A 12,586-nucleotide genomic window follows, 5' to 3' on the forward strand; every position below is an offset into this window, starting at 1 on the left:
AACTATGATTAATTTAACCCAACAATCTTACATTGCTGGTACCTGGCTTGCTCCTCAAGGCAGTGTTTTTCAAGCGCAAGATCCTGCGACTTTGGACTTGTTAGCGCAACATCACAGTTGCCAACAAAACGAAGTTGAGCAAGCCCTGCAAGCCGCGACCTGTGCTTTTCCAGCTTTTAGCCAAACGTCTATCAGCGCCCGAGCGGCATTTCTCGAAGCTATTGCCTTAGAAATTGAAGCATTAGGCGAGCAATTATTAAATGTATGTAACCAAGAAACTGGTTTAGGCATTCCAAGATTAACCGGTGAACGTGGTCGCACTACTGGGCAAATACGAGCCTTTGCCACCATCGTTAAAAACAGTAGTTGGGTACAAGCCAGTATTGATACCGCTGATGCACAACGCCAACCTGTACCTAAGCCGGATTTACGTAAGCTATTAAAACCCCTTGGTCCGGTTGCGGTATTTGGTGCTTCAAATTTTCCTTTTGCCTTTGGCACACTAGGCGGAGATACCATTTCAGCCCTGGCCTCGGGTAATCCTGTGATTGTCAAAGGCCATCCTTCACATCCTGCTAGTAATGAACTTTTTGCCAGTGTGATGGATAAAGCTATCGCAAAATCGGGCATGCCAAAGGGGGTATTTTCATTATTGCAGGGCAATACCATCTCGTTATCCATTGAATTGGTGACACATCCACTCACTCAAGCGGTTGGTTTTACTGGCTCATTAAATGCTGGCAGAGCAATAATGGATGCCGTGGCAAGACGCACTAAACCTATTCCTGTCTATGCAGAGATGGGCAGTGTTAATCCGGTATTCATGACACATAATGCCTTACTTCAATCAGGCGCAAGCATTGCGCAAAATCTGGCTAACTCAGTGTGTTTAGGCACGGGGCAATTTTGTACTTCTCCGGGAGTGGTTGTTATCCAAAAAAATCCAGTCTTTGTAAGTTTAGTCGCGCAAGGTATGGACAAAAACCCCAGAAACCTACTGTTAAACCAAGGCATAGGCAAAGCCTTTGCGCAGGGTGTTAAACAGTTTTTGCACTATCCAGAGGTGAATTGGGTTAACAGTAATAACCAAGCATTAGAACCTTCGATTCAACCAGCTAACATTGTACTTACTGCCTCTGCTGCAACATTTTTAGCTAATCCAGATTTACAACACGAAGTATTTGGCCCAGCAACACTGATTGTTGAATGCGATAACGAACAAGAGTTTATTGCTATTGCCCAAGCGTTAGACGGTAACTTAACAGCGAGTATTCACACCACCGAACAAGATACCGCATTGGTAAAAAGTTTAATGGCAGAACTCGAGCAAAAAGTAGGGCGTATTATATTTAATGGTTTTCCAACCGGTGTTGAAGTTTGTGGTTCACAAAATCACGGCGGCCCTTATCCATCTTCATCGGTAGCCTCTTCAACCAGTGTGGGGATTGATGCTATCTACCGCTTTGTAAGATTTGTTAGCTACCAAGATACCCCTAACAACCTTTTACCTGTTGAATTACAAAATAGTAACCCACTCAACATCATGCGCCGCATTAACGGCGCGTTCACGACGGATCCAATCACAAAATAATGAATTACCTGTATCCCCTTTATCATTGGAATTGCACGGCGGCCGCAAAGGAACTCAGCCCCATGAGCTTAACCGAACAAAGTGATTCGGGTGAGTGGGTGCAGCCAACAAAGGTTCCGTTTCAAAGATGAAGGGTAGAGTAAACCACATGACTGGAGGTGCAAGGATGCACCACTTGCCCTCACACGCCTTATTCTCGTTTTGCTTTATTCTCCATGTCATTAAAATTAATGATTCTTTCTCGCTAGGTCGCTTAATTTATATAGCCCCAAGTGCTTATTACTGAGTACCAAAATAATTACCAGCGCCGAATTTGTTGCATAGATTTGCCGAATTTATGTTAGGAGTTTGTAGCAACAGCAAGGTAGGATTGTTAACATAAAATTAACCTATTTCTGTATTCCGAAATAGACCAGTAAAATTGAGTTAAGGAATTATGGCAAAATCCAAGATAAGAATGGGCATGGTTGGCGGTGGTCAAGGTGCTTTCATTGGGGCAGTACACCGTATTGCCGCTAATATTGATGGTGAGATAGAACTCGTTTGTGGCGCATTTAGTTCTAACGGTGAACGCAGCGTCGCATCAGGTGCCGATTTATATTTACCCGCCAATAGATGTTACGCCACTTATACCGAGATGTTTGCAGCCGAAGCTAAACTGCCTGCAGAGCAAAGAATGCAATTTGTGGCAATAGTCACGCCTAATCATTTGCATTTTGCGGTGGCCAAAGCGGCACTAGAAGCTGGTTTTCATGTACTGAGTGACAAGCCTGCTACTTTCAATTTGCAACAAGCGGTTGACCTTGCAGAGGTGGTGAAAACCTCAGGCCAACTTTATGGTTTAACCCATACCTACAACGGTTACCCGCTGGTTAAACAAGCTCAGCACATAGTCGCCAGTGGTCAGCTAGGCAAAATTACTAAAGTCATTGTCGAATATACCCAAGGCTGGTTAGCTGATAAAGCAGGTGATTCCGGCAAACAAGCCGCTTGGCGGGTTGATCCTAAACAAGCGGGGATTAGCTGCTGTATGGGTGATATTGGTGTGCATGCGGCCAATCTTGCTGAATATGTCACCGGTGCCAAAATTTCTGCCATGTGTTCAGACTTAAACAGCGTAGTTGATGGTCGACTATTAGATGATGATGGTACGGTACTATTACGTTTTGACAATGGCGCTCGTGGTGTTTTGCTCTCCAGCCAAGTGCAAGTCGGTGACGAAAATAATCTGCGTTTACGTATATTTGGCGACAAAGGCAGCATTGAATGGTCGCAACTTGAACCTAACAGTTTATGGTTAAAATCCAATACCGCGCCGACTCAACTTATTCGCACAGGTGTCGGTGAGTTTTGCCCTGCTGCACAAGCGGCTATTCGCACTCCCGCAGGTCATCCAGAAGGTTATTTAGAAGCCTTTGCCAATATTTATGGCAACTTTGTTAAACAGATCAGAGCCTTTGAAGCCGGTGAAGAACACTCAAATGCCACCTTTGACGTGCCTGGCATTGATGAAGCGATCCGTGGCATGGCCTTTATAGAAAACAGTGTGATCTTCAGTCAATCAGAAACGAAATGGCATGACTTCGTTATCTCTCCACTTTAATCAATCAGGACAGTCAAGATGAAACAAATCAAAGGACCAGGGATTTTTTTAGCGCAATTTGCTGGCAACGATAGCCCTTTTAATTCTTTTCCAGAAATCTGTAAATGGGCAGCAGGCAACGGCTTTAAAGGCATTCAAGTGCCATCGTGGGACGGCCGTTTATTTGACTTGGAAAAAGCCGGTACCAGTAAAGATTATTGTGATGAAATCGCCGGCATTGCCAAACAATCTGGCTTAGAAATCACTGAGCTATCGACTCATTTACAAGGCCAGTTAGTCGCGGTTCACCCCGCTTATGACCAAATGTTTGATGGTTTTGCGCCAGCTAGCGTGCACGGTAATCCTGCCGCTCGTACTGAGTGGGCCGTTAAACAAATGAAATTGGCCGCTAAAGCCAGCCAATATTTAGGTTTGAAAGGGCATGCGAGTTTTTCAGGCGCACTGTTATGGCAGACCTTTTACCCTTGGCCACAACGCCCTGCAGGCTTAGTTGAACAAGGTTTTGCCGAATTAGCAAAACGTTGGAAACCGATTCTGAACGCCTTTGATGATGCGGGTGTCGATGTTTGTTATGAACTTCATCCAGGTGAAGATTTACATGATGGTGTGACATTTGAGCGCTTCTTGGAAGCGGTAGATAACCACCCTCGTGCCAACATTCTTTATGACCCAAGCCACTTTGTACTGCAACAACTGGATTATTTGGCCTTCATCGATATTTATCATGAACGTATTAAAGCCTTCCATGTAAAAGATGCCGAGTTCACCCCGAATGGGCGTTCTGGTGTCTACGGTGGATATCAAGGATGGATTGATCGTCCTGGACGTTTTCGTTCACTAGGCGACGGGCAAATCAACTTTAAGAGCATATTCAGCAAATTGACACAGTACAATTTTGATGGATGGGCTGTTATGGAGTGGGAATGTGCTATCAAACATCCTGAAGATGGGGCGGCAGAAGGCGCTAAATTTATTAGTGAGCATCTGATTAGACCGACAGAAAAAGCCTTCGACGACTTTGCTGGTGTGGAAAAAGACGTTGAAATGAATAACAAAATACTCGGCATTAAATAAGGTAAATAATAATATGAGTGCAACAAACAACATTTCAGATAAAGACGCTAAACGCGTCTTTCGTATCAGTTGTATCGCCCTAATCGTCACTGCGATGACCTTTGCTATCCGCGCTGGGATCTTGCCAGAATTAGGCCAAAAATACGGCTTAAGTGGTGAAGAACTGGGCTGGATCGCCAGTATGGCCTTTTTAGGTTTCCCACTGGCCATGATGTTTGGTGGCATTCTGTATAACGCCATTGGCCCTAAACTCATTGTTTGGTTAGCCTTTATCGGTCACGCCTTAGGATTAATCTTAACTATCATCGCCGATGGATTTTGGGGCTTGATGATCTCAACCTTCTTAGTCGGTTTTGCCAACGGTTTAGTCGAAGCAGGCTGTAATCCCATTATCGCGCAACTCTATCCCGATAATAAAACCGCAATGTTAAATAGATTTCACGTATGGTTCCCAGGCGGTATCGTGATTGGCTCTTTAGTTTCTGCCGCAATGGCTAAGTTAGGCCTAGGTTGGGAAGCTCAAGTCGCCACTATGTTGGTACCAACGGCTATCTACGGCGTAATGATGTTAGGGTTTACCTTCCCTAAATTAGAAAGCGAAGTCGATTCCACCAGCGGCAACTTGAAAGCGCTAATTAACCCTATCTACATCTTTTTAGCTGTGTGCATGACCATGACAGCGGTAAGTGAATTTGGTCCAGGACAATGGATTAACAAAATTCTAGAAGCCTCTGGCGCAACTCCAATGTTAATTTTAGCCTTGATTACCGGCATCATGGCCCTTGGTCGTTATTATGCTGGCCCACTAGTACATAAACTAAGCCCTCCAGGTGTGTTATTGGTTTCGGCTGTATTAGCCAGCTTAGGTTTGTTTTTAATGACGCAACTTTCAGGTACCGCTGTTTATTTTGCTGCCGTAGTATTTGCCTTAGGTATTACCTACTTCTGGCCAACTATGATTGGTTGTACCGCAGAATACACCCCTAAAACAGGTGCCTTGGGTATGTCGCTAATGGGCGGCGCGGGCATGTTTGCTATGGGTATTTGGAATCCCATTATTGGTGGTTGGATTGATTCTGCCACTAAAGAAGCAACAGCTGCAGGTTTAAGCGGTAACGAACTCGCTTTGGCGTCGGGGCAAGCGGCGCTTAATAACCTGATCATGTTCCCCTTGGTACTAATTGTGTTGTTTGCTGGATTTTACTGGTTCATGCGTAAATCAAATTCAGCCGCGGCTAGTCACTAATTAATACGGGAAATTTATGTCAACTCAAAACCTTAATGTAACTACAACAGAGCAGATTTCTGACTCTCGCCGTCAAATAATAAAAAATTTGGCGGCAGGTGCTGCAGGTGTTGGATTGCTCTCTCAGGTAAGCAACAGCACTGCAGCAGAGGCCAAAACACCTCAATCAGTAAACCGCCCTCTGAAAGGCAATATTCACCATTCTATGGCACGCTGGACTTATCAAGATCTCAGTGTTGAAGAGCTCTGTCAGGTTGTAATAAAACTAGGGTTCAGTGCAATTGATTTAATTGGCCCAGATGAATGGCCGATACTCAAAAAATATGGTGTACATAGTTCAATGTGTAATGGCGCTGAACTTAATCTAACCGATGGTTGGGGAGACACACAGTTTCATGAAGCGCTCATCGTGCGTTATCACCGTCACATTGATTTAGTCGCTGATGCGGGTTACACCAATCTGATTTGTTTTAGTGGTAACAAACGGGGAATGGCGCCAGAAGTTGGATTGGAAAATGCGGTCTTAGGACTTAAACAAATCTTACCCCATGCTGAGAAGCGTGGGGTCATTCTGCAAATGGAACTGTTTAACAGTAAAGTCAATCACCCCGATTATTTTGCCGACAACTCCGCTTGGGGCATTGAACTGTGCAAACGTTTAGACTCACCAAACTTTAAACTGCTTTACGATATTTATCATATGCAGATCAGTGAAGGCGACATCATCCGCACTATTAAAGATAACCACCAATATTTTGGTCATTATCATACTGCTGGTGTACCTGGACGCCACGAAATTGATGAGTCACAAGAATTATTTTATCCGGCTATCGCTAAGGCCATTTTAGCCACTGGTTTTAAAGGCTATTTAGCGCAGGAATTTCTTCCTACCCCGCCAGATATGCCGGGAAAAATTGAATCATTACGCCAGGCCATTCAAATTTGTGATGTGTAAACAAACCCTAGGTAGTGATAAAACAAACTAAGTTGTTGAACGAGAAATTTATGGCAAATAATGATTATGATGCGATCGTAGTTGGTTCTGGGATCAGTGGCGGTTGGGCCGCAAAAGAGCTAGCACAGAAAGGCTTAAAAGTGTTGATGCTCGAACGTGGGCGCAACATTGAACATATCAAAGACTACACCAATGCAATGCATGAGGCTTGGGACTATCCTCACCGCGGTTTAGCCACCCAACAAATGAAAGCAGATTATCCAACGTTAGCGCGCGAATATACTCTGAATGAACCCACTGCAGGCATGTGGGCAACCAACAAAGACCACCCTTATACCGAAGTAAAACGTTTTGACTGGTTTAGGGGCTACCACATGGGCGGACGTTCGTTATTATGGGGTCGTCAAAGTTACCGTTGGAACGCCGAAGATTTTACCGCCAACCTGAAAGAAGGCATCGCCGTAGACTGGCCCATACGCTACGAAGAACTTGCTCCTTGGTATGATTATGTCGAAAAATTTGCAGGCATTGCAGGTACCAACGAAGGTTTAGATGTATTACCCGATGGGCAGTTTTTACCACCTATACCTCTGAATATGGTTGAAAAAGACGTCGCTAAACGTTTAGAAAAAGTCTACAAAGGCATGCGTCATCTTATTCATAGCCGTACAGCTAACATCACTCAGGCGATGCCAGAGCAAGATCGTGTTGGTTGTCAGTATCGTAATAAATGCTGGCTTGGCTGTCCTTTCGGTGGTTACTTCAGTACACAATCGTCTACCTTACCTGTGGCACTAAAAACCGGTAACTTGACTGTACGCCCTTATTCTATTGTGACTCAGGTGCTGTATGACAAGAACACAAAAAGAGCCACTGGTGTTGAAGTCTTAGATTCTGAAACCAATCAAACTTACGTGTTTAACAGTAAAATCGTGTTTTTGAATGCCTCGACCTTAAACTCAACCTGGATCATGATGAACTCTGCTTCCGATATATGGCAAGGTGGTTTAGGTTCAAGCTCGGGTGAATTAGGTCACAACGTCATGGATCACCATCTTTCTATTGGTGCACAAGGCACCATCGAAGGATATGAAGACAAATATTATTCTGGCCGTCGCCCTTGTGGATTTTATATCCCACGATATCGCAATTGGGGTGGCGACAAACGTGATTATGTACGTGGATTTGGATATCAAGGCTCTGCTTCACGTGGCAACTGGCAACAGAATGTGGCCGAACTGGGTGTAGGTGCAGACTTAAAAAATGCACTGGCTGAACCGGGATCATGGAATATCGGCATGGGTGGTTTTGGTGAAATATTACCTGATCATCGTAACAAAGTGAGCCTAGATAAAACGGTAAAAGACAAATGGGGTTTACCGGTACTATCTATGGATGCTGAGTTACAAGCCAATGAAAAACGTATGCGTAAAGACATGAAACAAGATGCCATAGACATGTTAGAAGCGGCGGGCGTAAAAAATGTACGTGGTTGGGACGGCGAATCTCCCTTAGGTAAAGGCATTCACGAAATGGGTACGGCACGTATGGGCCGTGATGCCAAAACGTCGGTACTGAATGCTAACAACCAAGTTTGGGACGCACCTAACGTATTTGTCACCGATGGTGCGTGTATGACCTCGGCTTCTTGTGTTAACCCTTCTTTGACTTATATGGCTATCACTGCCAGAGCAGCAAATTTTGCTGTTGAAGAGCTTAAAAAGAGGAATCTGTAATGGAAAGACGCCAGTTACTCAAAATGATCATGGCCGCCAGTGGTGTTGCCATGGTCGGTGGCAATGCTTTGGCTTACGAAATGGGCAGCCCTGTTGCGTTATCAGCCACCCAGTTTAATCAAGATGATGTGATGTTGTTTAATGACATTGCAGAAGTGATCTTACCCCGCACGGACACACCCGGAGCGAAAGACGCTAACGTGGGTTTAATGGCCCTCATCTTAGCCAATGATTGTTACAATACAAAAGAACGAGAACAGTTTGTAAAAGGCTTTCAAAGCTTGAATAAATTAACACAAAATAAATATGGCAAACCCTTCTTATTATTAAGCACTGAGCAAAAATCTAAATTTGTAAAAGGTTTAGATAAAGAAGCTAAAACCTATAATAAAAAACAAGAAATCTACTATGTTCCAGCGACCTCATTTGATCGCTATGCAAGTGAAGAGAACCCAGTAGTGCCGCACTTTTTTACCATGATCAAGCAGTTAACCATTTTCACCTTTTTTACCTCAAAAGAAGGTGCAACTAAGGTCTTACGTTATGAAGCGATACCTGGCAAATATAATGGTGAACTTGATTATAAAAAAGGCGACCGTGCCTGGGCTACTTAATAAAATAATGTAGATTTAAAGCGTAATAAATCATTAATGAGTGGAATGTTATGAAAACAACAAAAATTGCTTCACTGGCTAGCCTAGTTGCTTTAGCCGCTTATTGTTCGTCAGCACTAACTGCGGCAGAAAAGCCCTTAGAACCTTGGCAACAAGCAGAAAAAACCGAAGTATGGGAGCCAGTTCCAGCAGTCGTAACAGCCAAAGCAGGTACGCCTCCTTCAGACGCCATTGTATTAATAGGTGATGGTCCATTATCTCAATGGGATGGGCTTAAAGGTGGTGCGGCAGCGTGGACTATAGGTAAAGGTAAAATTACCGTCAAACCTGGTACCGGTGATATTAAAACCAAACAATCATTTTGTGATATTCAGTTGCACTTTGAATGGCAAGCACCAATCCCAGAAGAAGGCATGCAAGGCCAACAACGCAACAATAGCGGGATCTTTTTTCAGCAACGTTATGAAGTACAAGTACTCGATTCATTCGAAAACCTTACTTATCCCAATGGGCAAGCGGGTTCGGTTTATAAACAATCTATCCCCTTAGTCAATGCCACACGTCCACCAGGCGAATGGCAGACTTACGATATTATTTATAAAGCTCCTCGTTTTGAAGGCGTAAGCTTAAGTTCGCCAGGCTTTGTCACCGTATTACACAACGGAGTATTGGTGCAAAACCACACTGAGATCCAAGGTACAACGGAATGGATAGGTGCACCTAAATATGAAGCCCATGGCTGTGCGCCTTTGCAATTGCAAGACCATGGTAACTTGGTAAGTTTCCGCAATATGTGGGTACGTGAACTTTAGTTTTTGGTATTTATGACTTACGGCTGCGCAGCCATAACTTAGCTTTAATTTTGGTTGCGCGCCAAGGTGTCTGTGGTAGTCGTGGAGCTACCGTACTTAAGTGGGCATATTCATTTTCACTTAAACTTACCTCTCCACCATGAGCTAACCATAGCGCCTTAAGTTGCATATCTCTGACCTTTTGCAAAGACGCTCTATATTGGTTGGGATGAAAGACCGGAAAAGGTGGAATAAAACGTTTTTTTACTTTGACCATTAAATCAGCCACATACATACGATGACTGGGGCGATGTAATAGCGAAATATCACGATCAGTATGGCCTGGAGTCGAAACCGACGTCCATTCTGTAAAATCAGGCAAGATATCACCATCCTCCAACTCAATATCGGGTTTAAGATGAGGTGAATACCACAGATTTTTTTTCGGTTTACCTAAACGCCCCGCCACCCAAGCTGCCAATAATATATCTGTTAAGTGCAGCAAACGCCCATTCAAGCCACGATACCAATGTCTTGTAGTTTTGCCGCTGGCGATTTTACAGCCAGTCAAATCGCGTAACTTATGCGCCGCTCCTGCATGATCAGGATGCATATGGGTAACAACAATCAGTTTTAAATCACTAAAAGGGCGTTGCAATTCGTGAGTAATATAACGTTTAAGCTCATCGATATCAGCGCGGCAACAGCCATCCAACAATAACAATCCTTGTGGATATTCCACGAGATAAATACTTTGGATGTAACCTTTAAGTTGATGCAGTTTCAAAATAGTGGCTAGCTAGCCTCGCCAGCATTGGCTTTTTGCTCAATGTATTCAATGGCTTTTTGCATACTGCCAAAAGCATTGATCAAGTTTTGACGGCCCTTTTGCATCAACTCTGGGCTATCCTTTTCCGACATCATCCACACCCAAGTGCGGATTAACGACTCTGGTGGCAATTTATGCATAATGTGCTCCTCACTTAATGGTATAAACTTGCTAGCAAACAGAATAGTCATTATATCCTGTCAACTGCACGCATTCGAGTGAACTTTTTAGCAAATTCAATGGCTTGGGAATAATACAACCCAATGAAGACACATTTTTTAACCTGATAAATAGAATAGAAACCTATGAATAATGCACCATTAAAACTCGTTGTTGCTTCGTTAAATCCTGTTAAGGTCAATGCTGCTAAGCAAGCCTTTACACAAGTTTTTGCAATAAACGACGTTGCATGTGTAACAGTGGACGCGCCATCTGGTGTAGCCGAACAACCCATGAGTGCAGAAGCCACCCGTTTAGGCGCGATCAATCGCCTTAAATATTGCCAGCAATATTATCAAGCCGATTATTATGTGGCGATAGAAGGGGGAGTGGATATGACTCAAGATGGCCCAGTCACCTTTGCCTATGTAGTAATAGCCAATAATCAACACATGTCCATTGGTCGCAGTGCCACTTTACCTCTGCCCCTCAAGGTTTATAGGGCTTTGCAACAAGGCGCCGAGCTTGGTCCACTGATGGATAGTTTGTTTAATACCGTCAATATTAAACAACGCGGTGGTGCTATCGGTTTGCTAACGCGCGGACAAGCCAATCGAGAAGGTAATTATACCCAGGCACTGATATTGGCCCTTGCCCCCTTTTTACACCCTGATTTGTATGCACAAGATGAGTGAAAACATAAACTCAGATAACCTTAGTTATCAATTTGAAATCATCCCCAAGAGTTGGTCGAAACGGCGCAAGTTAACACCTGAGCCACAAGCTGTAGCCGTTACCATTGCCGACTTCCAATTAATCGAACAACATTTTTGCACTATGCAGGTAACATACGATGATGGGAGTGAGCACAGTTATTACTCTCGGGTATTACGCAATGCCATCACCGGACAATGGACTGTAGATGGCATGCAAGTGGCTGTTAGAGTGATTGTGCCCCGTAAAAGTTAAGTCGGTTTTAGTTATTTTTGTTGAGTAAGAACGCGACCAACTTCAGAAAATCCTCTTCACCTTTAAGACTCTTAGTAAGCACCCGATACTTACCATTCACAATCACAGTTGGCACGGTACCAACTCCTTGTTTACGCAAAGCAGCAGTTTTCTGCTGCATCTGATTAAACTGCATACTGACCGCAAAACTACTATAAATTTTGTCGTAGTTCGGACCATCAACGCCATTAGCAATAAATAGGTTTTTCACGTCGGCGGAAGAATTCAAGATAGTTTTACTGACATGGATAGTATTAAAGATCACGGGTACCATTTTTTCTTCAATGTGTAGCAGTTCAGAAACAATCAAAGCCTTAGTTAAGCTATGCTCAATCTCAACATTCCGACCTGGCATCTTATCCACATGATTTTTGTTAAACTTGGTACCCACTGGCAAACTGGCGACCAAACTGAGCATCATTGGTTCTTGTGTGAAACAGTGTGGGCAATAAAAAGAAAAGTACTCCGTCACTTCTTTGTTTTGACTACGCTCTCCTTCGAGAACTTGATAGTGAATATCTTGCACATAATTTTCAGCTTGAACGCTAAATACCAGCATAAATGAAAACATTGCGAAAATTATTTTTTTTGAAAGCATTTATTTTATCCTTGGTTAAATTGAATGTCTTACATCCCATGTTTATCAAACCTAGGATGTGAGCAACTATTACCTGAATAAACCGTATAAAAAAGTCTAAAGTTGTTGCTATATATTACAGCTTGTTAATCTTGGATAATGCGAGGCGTATCCAAACAAATATTTCAGCGCAATTACAAATTGATGCAATTTTTTTCTCGGTCAAACAGCCACTCAACGTTACCTTCACTAAAGGCAACAAATCTAACCTTTTTTAAATCTAAGACATTGTCATAAATACACTTTTTGACGATAAATCATAACTATTTTTAACATTTATTAAGAAAATTAATTACCAGCCTTTACATTCTTTAACACAGCAAACACAATGGCCGAAATATAA

13 protein-coding genes are annotated in these 12,586 nt (G+C 43.2%); 10 read left to right on the plus strand and 3 right to left on the minus strand.

Annotation, left to right across the window (positions count from 1 at the left end):
- Positions 1 to 4: 4 nt before the first annotated feature.
- The 8 genes from AX660_RS03480 (at position 5) to AX660_RS03515 (ending at position 9,631) form a co-directional block, all read left to right on the plus strand.
- On the plus strand, positions 5 to 1,591 hold the full coding sequence (locus AX660_RS03480) for an aldehyde dehydrogenase (NADP(+)) (protein WP_082768723.1): 1,587 nt from the start codon (positions 5 to 7) through the stop codon (positions 1,589 to 1,591).
- 436 nt (positions 1,592 to 2,027) lie between these two features.
- Entirely contained in the window at positions 2,028 to 3,194 is a 1,167-nt protein-coding gene (locus tag AX660_RS03485) for a Gfo/Idh/MocA family protein (protein WP_068372590.1), read from the plus strand.
- Between the two features lie 18 nt (positions 3,195 to 3,212).
- Positions 3,213 to 4,268 carry a sugar phosphate isomerase/epimerase family protein gene (locus AX660_RS03490; protein ID WP_068372593.1) on the plus strand — a complete coding sequence of 352 codons (1,056 nt, stop codon included), beginning with the start codon at positions 3,213 to 3,215 and terminating at the stop codon, positions 4,266 to 4,268.
- Positions 4,269 to 4,281: 13 nt separating this feature from the next.
- Entirely contained in the window at positions 4,282 to 5,514 is a 1,233-nt protein-coding gene (locus tag AX660_RS03495) for an MFS transporter (RefSeq protein ID WP_068372596.1), read from the plus strand.
- Positions 5,515 to 5,530: 16 nt separating this feature from the next.
- Positions 5,531 to 6,469: a hydroxypyruvate isomerase family protein gene (locus AX660_RS03500; RefSeq protein WP_201027401.1), complete on the plus strand. Its 939-nt coding sequence runs from the start codon at positions 5,531 to 5,533 to the stop codon at positions 6,467 to 6,469.
- A 50-nt stretch (positions 6,470 to 6,519) separates the two neighbouring features.
- Positions 6,520 to 8,205, plus strand: a complete 1,686-nt coding sequence (locus tag AX660_RS03505) for a GMC oxidoreductase (protein ID WP_068375089.1) — start codon at positions 6,520 to 6,522, stop codon at positions 8,203 to 8,205.
- Complete coding sequence (locus AX660_RS03510) at positions 8,205 to 8,819, plus strand: gluconate 2-dehydrogenase subunit 3 family protein (protein WP_068372600.1); 615 nt, start codon at positions 8,205 to 8,207, stop codon at positions 8,817 to 8,819. Before AX660_RS03505 ends, AX660_RS03510 begins: the two co-directional genes overlap by 1 nt.
- A gap of 50 nt (positions 8,820 to 8,869) precedes the next feature.
- Positions 8,870 to 9,631 (plus strand): 3-keto-disaccharide hydrolase, encoded by a 762-nt coding sequence (locus tag AX660_RS03515; protein WP_068372603.1) that lies wholly within the window; start codon positions 8,870 to 8,872, stop codon positions 9,629 to 9,631.
- A gap of 10 nt (positions 9,632 to 9,641) precedes the next feature.
- Here the strand turns inward: AX660_RS03515 and AX660_RS03520 are convergent, their stop codons facing one another.
- Positions 9,642 to 10,397 (minus strand): MBL fold metallo-hydrolase, encoded by a 756-nt coding sequence (locus AX660_RS03520; protein WP_068372606.1) that lies wholly within the window; start codon positions 10,395 to 10,397, stop codon positions 9,642 to 9,644.
- Positions 10,398 to 10,405: 8 nt separating this feature from the next.
- Positions 10,406 to 10,579, minus strand: coding sequence for a hypothetical protein (locus tag AX660_RS23390; protein ID WP_164483513.1), 174 nt, complete (start codon positions 10,577 to 10,579; stop codon positions 10,406 to 10,408).
- Between the two features lie 165 nt (positions 10,580 to 10,744).
- Between AX660_RS23390 and yjjX the strand changes: the two genes are divergently transcribed.
- Together yjjX and AX660_RS03535 are read left to right on the plus strand one after the other, a co-directional pair.
- Positions 10,745 to 11,293, plus strand: a complete 549-nt coding sequence (gene yjjX, locus AX660_RS03530) for an inosine/xanthosine triphosphatase (protein ID WP_068372612.1) — start codon at positions 10,745 to 10,747, stop codon at positions 11,291 to 11,293.
- On the plus strand, positions 11,286 to 11,567 hold the full coding sequence (locus tag AX660_RS03535; RefSeq protein WP_068372616.1) for a hypothetical protein: 282 nt from the start codon (positions 11,286 to 11,288) through the stop codon (positions 11,565 to 11,567). The genes yjjX and AX660_RS03535 overlap by 8 nt, the downstream gene beginning before the upstream one ends.
- Positions 11,568 to 11,574: 7 nt before the next feature.
- Here AX660_RS03535 and AX660_RS03540 read toward each other — a convergent pair whose 3' ends face one another.
- Positions 11,575 to 12,204 (minus strand): thiol:disulfide interchange protein DsbA/DsbL, encoded by a 630-nt coding sequence (locus AX660_RS03540; RefSeq protein WP_068372622.1) that lies wholly within the window; start codon positions 12,202 to 12,204, stop codon positions 11,575 to 11,577.
- Between the last annotated feature and the right edge of the window lie 382 nt (positions 12,205 to 12,586).

Origin of the sequence: Paraglaciecola hydrolytica (genome assembly GCF_001565895.1) — a bacterium.
GTDB lineage: Bacteria > Pseudomonadota > Gammaproteobacteria > Enterobacterales > Alteromonadaceae > Paraglaciecola > Paraglaciecola hydrolytica.

What these genes read in the sequence shown, in the direction of transcription:
- AX660_RS03505 (WP_068375089.1), top strand. Translation starts at nt 6,520, where the DNA reads ATGGCAAATAATGATTATGATGCGATCGTAGTTGGTTCTGGGATCAGT.
- AX660_RS03485 (WP_068372590.1), top strand. Translation starts at nt 2,028, where the DNA reads ATGGCAAAATCCAAGATAAGAATGGGCATGGTTGGCGGTGGTCAAGGT.
- AX660_RS03480 (WP_082768723.1), top strand. Translation starts at nt 5, where the DNA reads ATGATTAATTTAACCCAACAATCTTACATTGCTGGTACCTGGCTTGCT.
- AX660_RS03515 (WP_068372603.1), top strand. Translation starts at nt 8,870, where the DNA reads ATGAAAACAACAAAAATTGCTTCACTGGCTAGCCTAGTTGCTTTAGCC.
- yjjX (WP_068372612.1), top strand. Translation starts at nt 10,745, where the DNA reads ATGAATAATGCACCATTAAAACTCGTTGTTGCTTCGTTAAATCCTGTT.
- AX660_RS03535 (WP_068372616.1), top strand. Translation starts at nt 11,286, where the DNA reads ATGAGTGAAAACATAAACTCAGATAACCTTAGTTATCAATTTGAAATC.
- AX660_RS03510 (WP_068372600.1), top strand. Translation starts at nt 8,205, where the DNA reads ATGGAAAGACGCCAGTTACTCAAAATGATCATGGCCGCCAGTGGTGTT.
- AX660_RS03500 (WP_201027401.1), top strand. Translation starts at nt 5,531, where the DNA reads ATGTCAACTCAAAACCTTAATGTAACTACAACAGAGCAGATTTCTGAC.
- AX660_RS03540 (WP_068372622.1), bottom strand. Translation starts at nt 12,204, where the DNA reads ATGCTTTCAAAAAAAATAATTTTCGCAATGTTTTCATTTATGCTGGTA.
- AX660_RS03495 (WP_068372596.1), top strand. Translation starts at nt 4,282, where the DNA reads ATGAGTGCAACAAACAACATTTCAGATAAAGACGCTAAACGCGTCTTT.
- AX660_RS03490 (WP_068372593.1), top strand. Translation starts at nt 3,213, where the DNA reads ATGAAACAAATCAAAGGACCAGGGATTTTTTTAGCGCAATTTGCTGGC.
- AX660_RS23390 (WP_164483513.1), bottom strand. Translation starts at nt 10,579, where the DNA reads ATGCATAAATTGCCACCAGAGTCGTTAATCCGCACTTGGGTGTGGATG.